Source organism: Micromonospora sp. NPDC005686 (genome assembly GCF_042871665.1).
Taxonomy (GTDB): domain Bacteria; phylum Actinomycetota; class Actinomycetes; order Mycobacteriales; family Micromonosporaceae; genus Micromonospora.
Window position 1 is genome coordinate 1 of sequence record NZ_JBIAIY010000010.1, and the last position, 13,150, is coordinate 13,150.

The following is a 13,150-nucleotide window of genomic DNA, read 5'->3' on the forward strand; positions in this document are numbered from 1 at the left end:
GGTGTCGGTGGTGGTGCCGTTGGTGAGGTACCAGGTGGAGTTGCTGGGTCGGAAGACGCCGACGGAGTCGTAGCCGTCGTTGTTCCAGTCGCCGGTGACGGGGATGTCGCCGGAGGGGCCGTGGCCGAATTTGAAGATGCGGGTGGCGTCGCCGCTGTTGGTGTCGCGGAGGTAGAAGGTGGAGTTGCTGGGTCGGAAGACGCCGACGGTGTCGATGCCGTCGTTGTTCCAGTCACCCGAAATCGGCACATCCTCCGAGCGAGGGCCGGCGGAGTTCCAGAGCGAATCGACGATGATCTGCGCGTCGGCCGCCTGGGCCTGGTAACGGTCGGGGTAGGCCGACACCTGCACCGCCTGGCAGACGTCGCCGATCGGGGCGTTGGCCCAGCTGCCGTTGGGATACTTCCTCACCATCGCGTCGAGGAAGGCGTTCGTCGCGTAGGCCGGGTTGAGCCGCTCCGCCCGGGTGCCCCACCACTCCTGCTGCTGGAACAGGCCGAGGCTGGTGTGGTCCACCTCCTCGCTGATGTTCTGCAGGTGGGTCTCGACGATCACCGTGGTGATCGCGATGACCGCCGCGCGCGAAGCGAGGCCTCGTGCCCGCACCGCCTCGACAACCTCTCGCGCGCAGGACACGCGGTACGCCGTCATGTAGCCCCGCATGTCCGAGTTCAGCCGCGAGTTCAGTTGGGTGGCGAGGGTCGCGTCACTCGCGGTAGGCCCGGCGGGGTCGCACGCGACCGTCTGGTAGAGCGCGGTCATCGGAGCGAGGGCCGGCGGCAGGTCCGAGCCCGGCTCCGCGGCCAGGGCGGGGGACGCCCCGAGCAGCGCGGTCGTGGTCAGCGTGACCGTGACGCCGAGGGTTACCGCCTTGGAGGAGAGGTTTTTCACCAGTGACAATCCAATCGCCGAGGTACTCGATGACATGCCCGGCTCCATCGGCCGGGCTTGTTCCCAGAGATTCGCGTATGCCGCTGGCCGAACGCTGACGCGTCACTGCCAGGACCGAACCTGTACCCGGCGTCCGGGGTTCCGGGGGTGGCGGAGGGTGCGCCCGCGGCCCGGATCGGTCAGGATGACCCACGGGAGGCCGTCACCGGGTTGCGTCGCGGCTGACCGGAAGGAGTCCACGTTGTCCTCGTCCGATTTGCTGCTGTCCCGCCGTGACCTCGCTTTCCTGCTGCACGACTGGCTGGACGTCACACGGCTGACCGAGCGGCCCCGCTACGCCGAGCACTCCCGGGAGACATTCGACGCGGTGCTGGACCTCGCCGCCGAGGTCGCCGCCGAACGGTTCGCCCCGCACAACCGGGCCGCCGACACCGGCGAGCCCACGTTCGACGGGCAGCGCGTGCGGACCATCCCGCAGGTCAAGGCCGCCCTGGAGACGTTCGCCGGCACCGGGCTGCTCGCCGCCACCATGGACGAGTCGGTCGGCGGCATGCAGCTCCCGCACGCCGTGGCCGCCGCCGCCTTCGCCTGGTTCCAGGCCGCGAACGTGGGCACGGCGGCGTACCCGATGCTGACCCTCGGCAACGCCAACCTGCTGCTCGCCCACGGCAGCGTCGAGCAGATCGACACCTGGGTGCGCCCGATGGTCGAGGGCCGCTTCCTCGGCACCATGTGCCTGTCCGAGCCGCAGGCGGGCAGCTCCCTGACCGACCTCACCACGCGGGCCGAGCCGCAGGACGACGGCACGTACCGGATCGTCGGCACCAAGATGTGGATCTCCGGCGGCGACCACGAGCTGGCGGAGAACATCGTCCACCTGGTGCTGGCCCGCATCCCCGGCGCGCCGGCCGGCGTGAAGGGCCTGTCGCTGTTCATCGTGCCGAAGGTGCTGCTCGACGACGACGGCAACCTGGGGCCGCGCAACGACGTGGTGCTGGTCGGGCTCAACCACAAGCTCGGTTACCGGGGCACCACCAACACGCTGCTGAACTTCGGCGAGGGCGTGCACCGGCCGTACGGGCGGGCCGGTGCGGTCGGTTACCTGGTGGGGCAGCCGCACCGGGGGCTCGCGGTCATGTTCCACATGATGAACGAGGCGCGCATCGGTATCGGGGCGGGCGCCACAGCGCTCGGCTACACCGCGTACCTGAAGTCCGTCGCGTACGCCCGCCAGCGCCCGCAGGGCCGGCCGGTCGCCGACAAGGACCCGACCACGCCGCAGGTGCCGATCGTGGCCCACCCCGACGTACGCCGGATGCTGCTGGCCCAGAAGAGCTACGTGGAGGGCGCGCTCGCGCTGGTGCTCTACTGCGGACGGCTGCTGGACGAGCAGAAGACCGCGCCCGCCGAGGCCGACCGCGAGCGGGCGCACCTGCTGCTGGACCTGCTCACCCCGATCACCAAGAGCTGGCCGGCGCAGTGGTGCCTGGCCGCGAACGACCTGGCCATCCAGGTGCACGGCGGGTACGGCTACACCCGCGACTACGACGTCGAGCAGCACTGGCGCGACAACCGGCTCAACGCCATCCACGAGGGCACCCACGGCATCCAGGCGCTCGACCTGCTCGGCCGCAAGGTCACCATGCGCGACGGCGCCGCGCTGGAGCTGCTGCTGGACACCATCCGAGGCACCGTCACCCGGGCCTGGAAGGCGGAGGGGTTCGCCTCCGAGCTGGCCGGTCAGCTCGGCGCGGCGGTGGACCGGATCGCCGTGGTGACGCGGCGGTTGTGGGCTCCGGGTGATCCGGAGCTGGCGCTGGCGAACGCCTCGGTGTACCTGGAGGCGGTCGGGCACGTGGTGATCGCGTGGATGTGGCTGGAACAGGTCCTGGTGGTGGAGGCGCTGGGGACGCCGGAGGGAGCCGAGGGGGAGTTCCTGGCGGGGAAGAGGCAGGCGGCGCGGTACTTCTACCGGTGGGAACTGCCGAAGGTGGCGGCGCAGTTCGACCTGCTGGAAGGGCTGGACCGGACCACGCTGGACATGCGTGAGAGCTGGTTCTGAACTGCTAGGGGTTGCGTGAGGCGGACGGGTGCCGTCACCACCAGAGCCACTGCCACATACCGCAGCGAGCTGTGGATCTTGTTAACGACCCATCCAATCTGCGTGCCGGGTTACGCGGGGGTGCCGGGTTACGCGATCGTCACCGCGGTCGACGCACAGTTCGCTGGTCTCGAGGTCGATCCAATAGGTCTGTCCGGTGGCGATGAAGGTGGGCTGTCGCAGGTAGAACCAGTGATTCACCACGTTGACGAGGATGAGCCGGTCCGCAGTCACACGCTCGGCCATCGCCCATCTCCTCAAACGCCATCGCGCCGCATTCGTACGCCTGATGTCGTCCTACCGTAGTTGTTCTTGATGATCAGGCGGCGCCACGCTCGCTGACCGGTCGGCGGCGCAGGCTCGGGTTCAGCAGGGCCGGGGGCAGGTAGGCCTGGTCGAGCCGGGTGACATCGGTGCCGGGCGCGACGATCTCGTCGATCCGGTCGAGTAGCTCGTCGGTGAGCGTGACGTCGAGGCCCGCGAGCAGGTCGTCGAGGTGCTCCATCGTGCGCGGGCCGAGGATCGCGCTGGTCACGCCGGGGTGTGCGATGGTGAATGCCATGGCGAGGTGGGTCAACGGCATGCCGGCCTCGTCGGCGAGCGGGATGAGTTGTTCGACGACGTCGATCCGGCGCTCGTCGGTGAGGTGCATGGAGAAGCGGGCACGGCGCAGGTCGTTCTGCTCGCCCTTGCGGACCCGGCCGGTGAGCATTCCCTGCCCGAGCGGGCCCCACACCAGCGTGCCCATCCCGTAGCGCTGCGCGGCCGGCAGCACCTCGCTCTCGATGCCGCGGTTGAGGATCGAGTAGGGCGGCTGCTCGGTGTGGAAACGTTCCAGCCCGCGCCGCTCGGCGACCCACTGCGCCTCGACGAGGTGGGATGCGGGCATCGTGGACGACCCGATCGCCCGGACCTTGCCACTGCGGATCAGGTCGGAGAGCGCGGAGAACGTCTCCTCGGTGTCGGTGTCGGGGTCCGGGCGCTGGATCTGGTAGAGGTCGATGTGGTCGGTCTGCAGGCGGCGCAGCGAGCTCTCGACCGCGGTCATGATCCAGCGGCGGGAGGCGCCTCGCTGGTTGGGGTCGGTGGCCGCTGTTGCGCCCGGCGTCCGGGGCGGCGTGGTCAGCCTCGGAAGGCCCACCTTGGTCGCGAGGACGACGTTGTCCCGGCGCCCCTTGAGGGCCCTGCCCACGATCTCCTCCGAGTCGCCGTAGGCGTCGGCGGTGTCGACGAGGTTGATCCCCGCGTCCAGCGCCTTGTGAATGACCTTGATCGAGTCGTCAGGATCGGGGTTCCCGATCACCGTGGCGAACATCAGCGTGCCGAGCGCGTACGGGCTGACCTTCATGCCCGTCCGGCCCAGGGTGCGGTACTGCATGAACGTCTCCCTGCGGTATCGTCGTATGCGGAATCCCTTTCCGGAACTATACGGAAAGGGATTCCGGAAAAGCAAGAGAGGCGTAGCTATGTCCGACGACACACCAGACCTCGTTGTTCGCGAACGCGCCCCGCGTCGGAAGCGCACTGACGCACGCCGCAACATCGAGTCCCTGCTCGAAGCGGCGAAGACGGTCTTCAGCACCATCGGCGTCGACGCCCCCGCCAAAGAGATCACCGATCTGGCCGGCGTCGGCGTCGGCACGCTCTACCGGCACTTCCCGCAGCGCTCCGACCTGATCAAGGCCGTCATCGAACGCGAGATCGACGCCTGCGCCGACGCGGCCCCGGCGCTGGCCGCCGCGCACGAGCCGGGGGCCGCCCTCGCGAAGTGGCTCGACCGGTTCACCGCGTTCGTCGCGACCAAACGCGGCTTCGCCACGGCCCTGCACTCCGGCGATCCGGCGTTCGACGGCCTACCCGGCTACCTCATGCAGAAGCTGGGACCGGCTCTCGAGTCCTTGCTCGAAGCCGCGACGGCCAGCGGCGAGATCCAGGCCCGGATCACTGCCCAGGACCTGCTGTACGCCGTCGCGAAACTGTGTGCGCCCATGCCGGACGAGGACCCCGACTACGGCCGGCGCATGGTCGCGCTCCTCGTCGACGGACTACGGTCCGGCGAATCCCCACACTGACGTATTCACCGGCGGCCGGCCATGCGTGAAGCGCCACGGTGCGCTCCGTCGCGCAGCCGATGCTAGGTTCGCCGGCATGACGGTGCAGATCACGGCCCGGCAGTTCCACGCGGCCGACGGTGTCGAGGACTGGCGCTGCCTCTACCACGTGGTCTCGGCGTATTTCCGCACCGGCTCGCTGGCCAAGGGCATAGCGTTCGTCGATGAGGTCGGTCGGCTCGCCGGTGGCGCGGAGCAGCAGTACGTCAGCATCGATCTGCGTCATGTCGGCGTCACGGTGTCCCTGTTGTCGCGCGACGTGGCGCTGGCCCGGCGGATCTCGGCCGCCGCCAGGGAGCTGGACATCCCCGCCGATCCGACCGCCGTGCAGCTCGTCAACGTCACCCTCGACGCCCTTGTCGGCGCGGACGTGCTGCCGTTCTGGCGCGCGCTGCTGGGTTACCGCCAGATCGATGACGACTATCTGGCCGACCCGGCGCGCAGGGGTCCGGGCTTCGGGGTGCAGCCTATGGATGCCCGGCGTCCACAACGCAACCGCATGCACCTTGATGTCGCCGTCCCACATGACCAGGCCGAGGCCCGCATCGCCGCCGCATTGGCCGCGGGTGGCCAGCTGGTCTCGGATGCGCACGCACCGAAGTGGTGGATCTTGGCCGACGTCGAGGGCAACGAGGCGTGCGTCGCCACTTGGGTCGGCCGATGACAGCGGCCCAATGGGTTGACCGTCGGCCACACTTACGGCATGACAACGACGATCGTGCCGGTAGCCCCCGCCCACCCGGCGTTCGATCAGGTAGCTGCTCTGTTCGACGACTACCGGGCGCACTACGGACAACCGTCGACCCCGGAGATCACCCGCTCCTGGCTGCACGACCAGATCGCACAACACCGGATCTCCGTCGCTGCCGCCATCCGAGCTGACCGCGTCCGCGGCTTCATCACGGTCACGGTCATGCCGGCATCGCTCAGGCTGGGCACCTCATGGTCGATCCGCGACCTCTACGTGGCCCCGCACCATCGCCGTAGTGGAATCGCGAACGCCCTGCTCCAGCACGTCATCCGCAACGCCCGTGCCGCCGGTGCGCATCGCGTCTCACTCCAGACCGAGACCGACAACATCCCCGCCCTGACGCTCTACACCGAGATCGGCTTCCAACCCGTCACCGGCCTGGAACTACTCAACCTCACCTTCGATCCCACCCACCAGGACCCAGGAGACACGGCCTGACTGTTCCACCACCCGGCCTCGATCGAGGACGTACTGGGATGCGGTCGCAGACACCTACCTCGGAGCCCTCCCATCGCGGTCCGCGACGACAGCATGTAACGCACGCTCATCGGCAGGTGTGAAAGCTGGCGAGGGCTGGGCGGCATCCGGCGTCTATTCCGGGGCGGGCGGGTTCAGCCACGCCATCGGTGCGCCGGTGAGGGCGGCGTCGGCGAGGCGGTGAGCGGAAGCGGTCTTGAGCGCCGCCCGCGAGCTGTCGATCCAGCGCTGAACGTCCGCGACTCCCTGATGCCGATACTCGACCGCTTGGACGAGGCACTCCAACTTGTCCGCGTCCCGGGCCACCACCGCTTCCAGAGTTTCGCCGGCCTCGTACTCGGCGACGGCAGCGTTGATCACGTCAACGACGGCGGGCGGGCAGGCGGCGACCTGGTCGGCGGTGACGGCGACGTTGGGCGCGGCCGTGAGATAGCGCTTGGCGATGTGGGGGATGTCGGTGATCCGGGTCTCCTGGGTGTCGTGCAGGACGCACAACATCGAGACGCGAGCCGGATCGGCGCCCTCCATGGCCGCGAACATCATGCCGATGAGCGCCGTGCGGAACGAGTGCTCGGCGATCGACTCGGGGTGCTTCACACCGGCGAACCACCATCCGGTACGGGCGGCGCGCTTGAGCACGCCTGCCTCGAAGATGAAGCTCATGGCTCCTGCATGAGGATCGTTGCCCATAGGAAGTGCCCTCTCATCCGGCAAGCTTGTCGACATCGCATCGCTCGTGCCGACTCGTCAGTCGATGGGGAGGCGGTAGACGAGTTCGTATCGGCCGCCTGGTAGCACGATGTCGGCGGTCTCCACCGGCGTACCGACCGCCGTGTAGGTCCGCTCGATGGTGTGCACGAACGTGCGGGCCGGCAGGTGGAGCGCCTCGACCTCGTCGGCCGTCGCTGATCGAAGGCTGACGCGCTCCACGACCTCGTCGACCCGAACGCCGATGGCGTCCATGCGTGCGACGACGCCCTTGATGTCGCTGTCCTCCGGCCACTCGACCGGCGTGCCCTGGGTGACCGCAAGCGGTTCGTACGACACGGAGAGCTGTATCGGCTCGCCGTCGGCGAGGAAGCGGTACGACGTCCGCATCACGGGCGCTCCCGGTTCGACGCCGGGCGGCAATCCGTTCATCGGCCTGGTCGTGTCGGCTGTCGTGCTCCCACGTGCCCTGCTGCCCAGCGCCGGCCGCGTCGCGGGCGAACGGAGAAGTCGGGCCGTCGCCGGAGCGGATGTCGCGACCTCGGGCGTGACGGACCAGCCGGGTGGTGTCCCGGACGTACACGCCGGATCCGGCGCGACCCTCCACGATGCCCCCGCCCTTCAGTACGGCGATGGCCCACTTGGCGACGGTCCGGCTCACGTCGTACTGGCGCATCAGGCCGGACTCGGACGGCAACTTGGCTCCAGCGGGAAGTTCTCCGGACAGGATCGCGGCGCGTAGGTCGGCGGCGATAGCCAAGTAGGCAGGCGGCGTTGGCATGTCGGCGGCACCTCCGGTCAGCCCAACCAGTCGATCACAGAGTGCGGGGGAGCGGCAGGGAGCAACCGCCTCGACGTCAATACAAGAGCAGCGATCCACGTACACTGGCCAACGGGCATGCCGACTCACCGGCCGATGCCGCAGTCCCAGCCCTCGTCCTGGGAGGCAGGCGAGACATGGCGAGCAAGGCCGATACGATCGGCGCCCGGATCCGCTACTGGCGGATGCGCCGTGGCGGAATGAGCCAGGCCGTCCTCGCCGGGCTCGCCGGAGTCAGCCAGTCCTACATCTCCCAGGTCGAGTCCGGTCGCAAGACGATCGACAGGCGCTCCACCCTGGTCGCCGTCGCCGCCGCGTTGCAGATCACGGTCGCGGACCTGCTCGGTCAGGGCACCGAGACGGGTGATCCGGCGCGTGAGCGTGCGGCCGAGTGCGTGCCGGCGATCTGGTCCGCGCTGATCGAGATCGAGGACGGCGAGCGGCGGCCGTCGATCCTCACCCGGGAGGAGCTGGCAGCGGGTATCGCGCGCAGTGAGCAGCTTCGCCACCGCTCGAACTTCCCGGCCATGGCCCAGATGCTGCCCGGCCTGCTGCTGGAGGCTGCTGCGGCGGGCGGACCGGCGCTCGCTCAGGTGGCGTACCAGGCGTCGGCCTGCCTGCGGCACCTCGGGTACCGCCACCTGGCGTTGAACGCGGCGCGGGTCGCGGTCGCGGCGGCCGAGGACGTGGAGGAAGCGGCGTGGCTGGGCGCGACCCGTTTCGCGTACGCGCAGAGCCTGCCGATCGAGTCCGCTCCGCTCGCCGCGCGCGCGGCTGACCGCTCCCTTGCAGAGCTGCAGTCCGCCGCCTCCGACGAGCGGGTCCGGCAGATGCTCGGTCAGTTGCACCTGTCGGCGGCTCTCGCCTCGACTGTCAGCGGGCGCCCGGACGTCGCGCGTGACCATCTGACCGAGGCTGCCCGGGAAGCGGCGACCCTCGGCGACCCGGCGGACGGCATGGGATTCAACGGCTGCGGGTTCGGGCCGACGAACGTGACGCTGTGGGAGATGTCCATCGCCGCCGAGTCGGGCGAGCCCGGCCGGGTGATCGAGCTGTCCCGCACGGTGCGGCCGCAGGTGTTGGCGGCGTCGATCCGGCAGATGTCGTACTGGCTCGACCTCGGGCGGGCGCTGGCCGATTCCGGTCGCCGGGACAACGAGGCGATCGCGGCGTTCGTACGCGCGGAGCAGGCTGCCCCGGTGCCGTTCTCCCTCAACCCGCTCGCCCAGGACGCGGTCGTCGCGATGGCGCAGCGGGCCAAGCGCCGGGCCGTGCCCAACGAACTGCGCCTGCTGGCTGGGCGGCTGGGCATAAGCCTGGCGGCATAACCAGCGGTAATTTCTCCATCACCAGGCGGCCCTAGTGTCCGTTTTCGGGTGAGGAGACGCCTCATCCTGCCGGGCGCGACGTCGCACTCCCTTGTGAAGTGATCCGTCGCGCCGGAGCGGACGGAGGTGGTGATGGGCGGTCGGAACGGCTGGCGCCGAACGGGCCAGGAGGCACAGAGGGCCGAATGGGAGGCGGCGAAGCGGCGGATCCTCGCGCTGGCTGAATCGGATCACGCGCAGGCAGCGCCCGGCGAGTCGACAGCGGGCCAAGCGCCGCACCGGGACGCCGACGTCGTCGCACCCGCCGAGCGGCGCCTGCCGTACGAGGGCTACCTCCTCGCCGTCGCGTCGACGCTCGTACGCCGGCATCGCCCGGCCTGGTCGTGGCGGAAGTGGCGGTGGGTGTGCCGCTGCGGTGCGGACCTGCCGTGCCGGAACCGCCACCGCGTACCGATCAATCGCGGTCACTGGCCGCCGCAGGAGGAGCAGTGAGTACTGCGGAGCAGGCGATCCTGGCGGTGCACGTACGGGGTCTGGACGGGATGTGCGTGGGTTGCCGGCTGTGGTGGGCGCGGCTGACTCCGTACCCGTGCTGGCAGGTCGCGTGGGCGACCAGCCGGCAGGCGCGCGCGAGCGTCGCCCGCTTCCTCGGGGTGCGCGGGTGAGCACCCACGGGCCGGTGCCGCCGGTTTGGACGTGCGGCGGGTGCGGTGCGCCGTGGCCGTGCGCGACGCGGCGGCGGGAGCTGCTTGCGGAGTACGAGGGCGCGCCGGTGTCGCTCGCGGTGTACCTGGGGGCACAGCTGGTGCGGGCGACGGCGGATCTGAACTGGGCGCCCGCGGGGACGTTGCACCGGCGGTTCCTGGGGTGGCTGCGGTGAGCGTGTTGCGGGCCGGCGACGAGAAGTTCCACTACAGCGACGGGTCGCACCGGTGGACGGCGCCGGATCCGGAGTACGACCAGGAGGTGTGGGAGGAGCAGGTCCGCCAGCACAAGCTGGGACACCTGCGCAACGAGCGCCCGAAAGTACGCATCCGGCGGATCGGGTGACGCCGGCCTGGTGCGAGACTGGGCCGGTGACTCACCCGCTCGCGCGCCGCGTGTACGACACCTGCCACCTCACCGGACAGTTCCGTCTCCGGTCGGGGCAGGTCAGCGACGAGTACTTCGACAAGTACCTGTTCGCGGGGCAGCCGGAGCTGCTGCGCGAGGTCGCCGAGGCGATGGTGGCTCTGCTGCCGAAGTGCGACGTGCTGGCGGGGATGGAGATGGGTGGCATTCCGCTCGCCACGGTGATGTCACAGCTGACCGGGCTGCCGACGGTCTTCGTGCGCAAGCACGCCAAGGAGTACGGCACCGCGAAGGTGGCCGAGGGCGGGCCGGTGAACGGTCTGCGGGTCGTCGTGGTGGAGGACGTCGTGACCACCGGAGGCGCGCTCCTGGCCTCGTGCGGACACCTGCGGTCCGTCGGCGCGCAGGTCGAGACGGTGGTCTGCGCCATCGACCGCGAGCAGGGCGGCCGGGAGAACCTGGCGGCCGAAGGGCTGCACCTCCGCTCCGCCCTCACCCGCCGGGATCTGGACGCCTCACTGGTGGCGTGAGGCTCGCACCCCACCTACAGCTGGGGCTGCGCCGGGCCGCTGCTGATGTTGTACGAGTTCTTGGCGGCGACCACGGCCGCCTGGATGTGCTCGGGGTCGACGCCGTGGACGTTGAGCGGTGGGTGCAGGCGCCGGACGAGCTCAGCCTCGATGTCCGCCGGCTCGGGGTCCTCCGCCCAGGTCAGGCGCAGGTGCTCGTGCATCCACGCGGTCAGGCGTGTCTCGTCCTCGGGGACCAGGACGACGCGGTCGGTCCAGGTCGTCCGGTAGCCCTCGGACACGAGAAGCCCGGCCAACGTGCGGCGCAGGGTCGAGCTGCCCGAACGCCTCAGATGGTTGCGCAGGATCCGGCCCCGCAGGCTGGTCGCCCGGCCGAGATAGAGCATCCGCCGCGACGGGTCGCTGTCGTTCGGTGGCCCGGGGAGATCGGGAAGGACCGAGGGAGCAGCCCACCAGGCGTAGACGCCGCTGCCACGGGCGAGCCGCTTGACGGCGACGTCGAGCGCGACCGGCGGGCCGGAGAGCAACCGCAGGGCCTCGTCGACCCGTTCTTCGTCGGTCGGGATGTCGGCGGGCCGCCGTTCGGGGATGGTCACCGGGACCATCCTAGGCGCTCGAGGACCGTCGGCCACACTGACGGCATGACGACGGTCGTGCCGATGGCCCCCCCATCCGGCATTCGATCAGGTAGCTGCTCTGTTCGACGACTACCGGGCGCACTACGGACAACCGTCGACCCCGGAGATCACCCGCTCCTGGCTGCATGACCAGATCGCACAACACAGGATCTCCGTCGCTGCCGCCACCCGAGCTGATCACGTCTGCGGCTTCATCACGGTCATGATCACACCGGCATCGCTCATGCTGGGCACCTTCTGGTCGATCCGCGACCTCTACGTGCCCCCGCACCATCGCCGTAGCGGTATCGCGAACGCCCTGCTCCGGCACGTCATCCGCAACGCCCGTGCCGCTGGCGCGCATCGCGTCTCACTCCAGACCGAGACCGACAACACCCCCGCCCTGACGCTCTACACCGACATCGGCTTCCAGCCCGTCACAGGCCTGGAAATACTCAACCTCACCTTCGATCCCACCCTCGAAGATCCGGGAACCAAGGCCTAGATGTACTGCGCGAGGAGGTAGCGCTGGCCATGTCCCGGGGCCGATGCGAGGCTGAACGCATGGCTCCCCGATCGATGTACACGTGGACATCCCGCGGCTGCCCGTCGGCTTGGTAGGCACCGTGGACGCGTCGGTGCATCTGAGGACCGGCGCGAGCGCGGTGGAGTGTCACGGAACCGGGCTCACCCTGCGGCAGGTCCATGACACCCGGACCCAGGTGGAGATCGTCGCCGGGCTCCTCGGCTCGTACGCTTCGGACGCCGGCCGGTCCCTGACCTGGCGCGGCGCTCCGGTGACGCCCGGATGAGCCTGGTGTCGGCGTTCGTGCCGATCTGGGTCCTCACCGCGGTCGGCTACGCGGCCTGCCGCTGGGGTCTGCTGGGCGAGGCGGCGGCGTCGGTGCTCGGCCGGTTCGTGTTCCAGCTCGCGATGCCGTCCGCCCTGTTCCTGGCCCTGGCCCGGATGCCGCTGTCCGGATTCGCCGGGCGCTCGCTGCTCGCCTTCGCGGTGAGCACTGTCGCGGTGGTCGGGTTCGGGTGGGCCGGCGTGAGCCGGCTGTTCGGTCGCGAACCCGGCGAACGGCCGATCTGGGGCATGGCCGCCGGGTACGTGAACTCGGCGAACCTCGGCATCCCGATCGCGACGCAGGTTCTCGGCGACGTGTCGTTCCTGGCGGCGGTGGTGCTGTTGCAGGTGCTGCTGGTGGCACCCGTGATCGTGGTCGCCCTGGACCGGCACAGCGACCCGACCGGGCGGATAAGGGTCCGCCGGATCGCCTCCCTGCCCGTACGCAACCCGGTGATCCTGGCGTCGCTGCTCGGTGTCGCGTGCTCGGCTGCCGGTGTGCGTCTGCCGTCGGCGGCGGACGCGTCGCTGACGCTGCTGGCCGGTGCCGCGGCTCCGTCCGCCCTGGTCGCGCTCGGCGCGTCGCTGCACCCCACGGCACCGTCGCGGGCAGAGCCGGCCGAGCCCGCCGAACTGGCCGTCATCACCGCGCTGAAGCTGGTCGTACAGCCGGTCATCGCGTACGCGGCCGGGCTGGCCCTGCATCTGTCCGCGCCGCAGTTGCTCGCCGTGGTGGTGTGCGCGGGCCTGCCGACAGCGCAGAACACGTTCATCATCGGCCAGGAGTACGGCGTCGGCGAGACGGTGGTCAACCGGGCGGTGCTGGTGACCACGACGCTGTCGCTGGCCACGGTGGCCGCGGCGGCGATGCTGCTCGGGTAGCTCCGGCCGGTCG

The 13,150-nt window shown here is 70.0% G+C and carries 18 protein-coding genes and 1 pseudogene; 12 read left to right on the top strand and 7 right to left on the bottom strand.

The genetic code is table 11. The annotated features are described in order from the left end of the window. Positions 1-939, bottom strand: a 939-nt coding sequence (locus tag ACFYON_RS22055; protein WP_387321022.1) for an FG-GAP repeat domain-containing protein, incomplete at its 3' end; no start/stop codon positions are given. Between the two features lie 193 nt (positions 940-1,132). Here ACFYON_RS22055 and ACFYON_RS22060 point away from each other — a divergent pair. Then, a complete protein-coding gene (locus tag ACFYON_RS22060) occupies positions 1,133-2,953 on the top strand; it encodes an acyl-CoA dehydrogenase (protein ID WP_357712025.1) in 1,821 nt (606 codons plus the stop codon). Between the two features lie 81 nt (positions 2,954-3,034). Here ACFYON_RS22060 and ACFYON_RS22065 read toward each other — a convergent pair whose 3' ends face one another. Together ACFYON_RS22065 and ACFYON_RS22070 are read right to left on the bottom strand one after the other, a co-directional pair. Then, positions 3,035-3,238 carry a hypothetical protein gene (locus ACFYON_RS22065; protein WP_357712027.1) on the bottom strand — a complete coding sequence of 68 codons (204 nt, stop codon included), beginning with the start codon at positions 3,236-3,238 and terminating at the stop codon, positions 3,035-3,037. A gap of 73 nt (positions 3,239-3,311) precedes the next feature. Then, positions 3,312-4,370, bottom strand: coding sequence for an aldo/keto reductase (locus tag ACFYON_RS22070; RefSeq protein ID WP_387188819.1), 1,059 nt, complete (start codon positions 4,368-4,370; stop codon positions 3,312-3,314). Positions 4,371-4,458: 88 nt separating this feature from the next. On the opposite strand from ACFYON_RS22070, the gene ACFYON_RS22075 reads away from it, so the two are divergent. From ACFYON_RS22075 to ACFYON_RS22085, 3 genes are all read left to right on the top strand, one after another. After that, positions 4,459-5,064 (top strand): TetR/AcrR family transcriptional regulator, encoded by a 606-nt coding sequence (locus ACFYON_RS22075; RefSeq protein ID WP_387188818.1) that lies wholly within the window; start codon positions 4,459-4,461, stop codon positions 5,062-5,064. Positions 5,065-5,140: 76 nt separating this feature from the next. Next, on the top strand, positions 5,141-5,767 hold the full coding sequence (locus ACFYON_RS22080; RefSeq protein ID WP_357710545.1) for a VOC family protein: 627 nt from the start codon (positions 5,141-5,143) through the stop codon (positions 5,765-5,767). 39 nt (positions 5,768-5,806) lie between these two features. After that, a complete protein-coding gene (locus ACFYON_RS22085; protein ID WP_357710542.1) occupies positions 5,807-6,292 on the top strand; it encodes a GNAT family N-acetyltransferase in 486 nt (161 codons plus the stop codon). A 153-nt stretch (positions 6,293-6,445) separates the two neighbouring features. Here the strand turns inward: ACFYON_RS22085 and ACFYON_RS22090 are convergent, their stop codons facing one another. The 3 genes and pseudogenes from ACFYON_RS22090 to ACFYON_RS22100 all read right to left on the bottom strand — a co-directional run. Continuing rightward, the gene (locus ACFYON_RS22090; RefSeq protein ID WP_357710552.1) at positions 6,446-7,021 is read right to left on the bottom strand and encodes an HD domain-containing protein; all 576 of its coding nucleotides are present in this window, start codon (positions 7,019-7,021) and stop codon (positions 6,446-6,448) included. 57 nt (positions 7,022-7,078) lie between these two features. Beyond that, positions 7,079-7,471: a UTRA domain-containing protein gene (locus ACFYON_RS22095; RefSeq protein ID WP_357710539.1), complete on the bottom strand. Its 393-nt coding sequence runs from the start codon at positions 7,469-7,471 to the stop codon at positions 7,079-7,081. A gap of 154 nt (positions 7,472-7,625) precedes the next feature. Beyond that, a pseudogene (locus ACFYON_RS22100) lies at positions 7,626-7,820 on the bottom strand (winged helix-turn-helix domain-containing protein); the annotation flags it as partial. A gap of 176 nt (positions 7,821-7,996) precedes the next feature. Here ACFYON_RS22100 and ACFYON_RS22105 point away from each other — a divergent pair. From ACFYON_RS22105 to pyrE, 5 genes are all read left to right on the top strand, one after another. Beyond that, positions 7,997-9,187, top strand: coding sequence for a helix-turn-helix transcriptional regulator (locus tag ACFYON_RS22105; RefSeq protein ID WP_357710536.1), 1,191 nt, complete (start codon positions 7,997-7,999; stop codon positions 9,185-9,187). Between the two features lie 224 nt (positions 9,188-9,411). After that, on the top strand, positions 9,412-9,852 hold the full coding sequence (locus ACFYON_RS22110; protein WP_387188822.1) for a hypothetical protein: 441 nt from the start codon (positions 9,412-9,414) through the stop codon (positions 9,850-9,852). Continuing rightward, positions 9,849-10,067 carry a hypothetical protein gene (locus ACFYON_RS22115; RefSeq protein WP_354873760.1) on the top strand — a complete coding sequence of 73 codons (219 nt, stop codon included), beginning with the start codon at positions 9,849-9,851 and terminating at the stop codon, positions 10,065-10,067. The genes ACFYON_RS22110 and ACFYON_RS22115 overlap by 4 nt, the downstream gene beginning before the upstream one ends. Continuing rightward, complete coding sequence (locus ACFYON_RS22120) at positions 10,064-10,237, top strand: hypothetical protein (protein ID WP_013477110.1); 174 nt, start codon at positions 10,064-10,066, stop codon at positions 10,235-10,237. Before ACFYON_RS22115 ends, ACFYON_RS22120 begins: the two co-directional genes overlap by 4 nt. Positions 10,238-10,263: 26 nt before the next feature. Continuing rightward, a complete protein-coding gene (pyrE, locus tag ACFYON_RS22125; protein WP_354873757.1) occupies positions 10,264-10,788 on the top strand; it encodes an orotate phosphoribosyltransferase in 525 nt (174 codons plus the stop codon). A gap of 14 nt (positions 10,789-10,802) precedes the next feature. Here pyrE and ACFYON_RS22130 read toward each other — a convergent pair whose 3' ends face one another. Next, complete coding sequence (locus ACFYON_RS22130) at positions 10,803-11,393, bottom strand: GIY-YIG nuclease family protein (protein ID WP_354873755.1); 591 nt, start codon at positions 11,391-11,393, stop codon at positions 10,803-10,805. A 91-nt stretch (positions 11,394-11,484) separates the two neighbouring features. On the opposite strand from ACFYON_RS22130, the gene ACFYON_RS22135 reads away from it, so the two are divergent. The 3 genes from ACFYON_RS22135 to ACFYON_RS22145 all read left to right on the top strand — a co-directional run bounded on the left by ACFYON_RS22135 (position 11,485) and on the right by ACFYON_RS22145 (position 13,137). Next, the gene (locus ACFYON_RS22135) at positions 11,485-11,910 is read left to right on the top strand and encodes a GNAT family N-acetyltransferase (RefSeq protein ID WP_354873780.1); all 426 of its coding nucleotides are present in this window, start codon (positions 11,485-11,487) and stop codon (positions 11,908-11,910) included. 82 nt (positions 11,911-11,992) lie between these two features. Then, a complete protein-coding gene (locus ACFYON_RS22140; RefSeq protein ID WP_387188817.1) occupies positions 11,993-12,217 on the top strand; it encodes a hypothetical protein in 225 nt (74 codons plus the stop codon). Beyond that, positions 12,214-13,137 (top strand): AEC family transporter, encoded by a 924-nt coding sequence (locus ACFYON_RS22145; protein ID WP_354873751.1) that lies wholly within the window; start codon positions 12,214-12,216, stop codon positions 13,135-13,137. Before ACFYON_RS22140 ends, ACFYON_RS22145 begins: the two co-directional genes overlap by 4 nt. The last annotated feature ends 13 nt before the right edge of the window (positions 13,138-13,150 follow it).

Coding starts and splice junctions, on each gene's coding strand:
- ACFYON_RS22065 (WP_357712027.1), bottom strand. CDS start 3,238: ATGGCCGAGCGTGTGACTGCGGACCGGCTCATCCTCGTCAACGTGGTG.
- ACFYON_RS22070 (WP_387188819.1), bottom strand. CDS start 4,370: ATGCAGTACCGCACCCTGGGCCGGACGGGCATGAAGGTCAGCCCGTAC.
- ACFYON_RS22075 (WP_387188818.1), top strand. CDS start 4,459: ATGTCCGACGACACACCAGACCTCGTTGTTCGCGAACGCGCCCCGCGT.
- ACFYON_RS22080 (WP_357710545.1), top strand. CDS start 5,141: ATGACGGTGCAGATCACGGCCCGGCAGTTCCACGCGGCCGACGGTGTC.
- ACFYON_RS22085 (WP_357710542.1), top strand. CDS start 5,807: ATGACAACGACGATCGTGCCGGTAGCCCCCGCCCACCCGGCGTTCGAT.
- ACFYON_RS22090 (WP_357710552.1), bottom strand. CDS start 7,021: ATGGGCAACGATCCTCATGCAGGAGCCATGAGCTTCATCTTCGAGGCA.
- ACFYON_RS22095 (WP_357710539.1), bottom strand. CDS start 7,471: ATGAACGGATTGCCGCCCGGCGTCGAACCGGGAGCGCCCGTGATGCGG.
- ACFYON_RS22105 (WP_357710536.1), top strand. CDS start 7,997: ATGGCGAGCAAGGCCGATACGATCGGCGCCCGGATCCGCTACTGGCGG.
- ACFYON_RS22130 (WP_354873755.1), bottom strand. CDS start 11,393: ATGGTCCCGGTGACCATCCCCGAACGGCGGCCCGCCGACATCCCGACC.
- ACFYON_RS22145 (WP_354873751.1), top strand. CDS start 12,214: ATGAGCCTGGTGTCGGCGTTCGTGCCGATCTGGGTCCTCACCGCGGTC.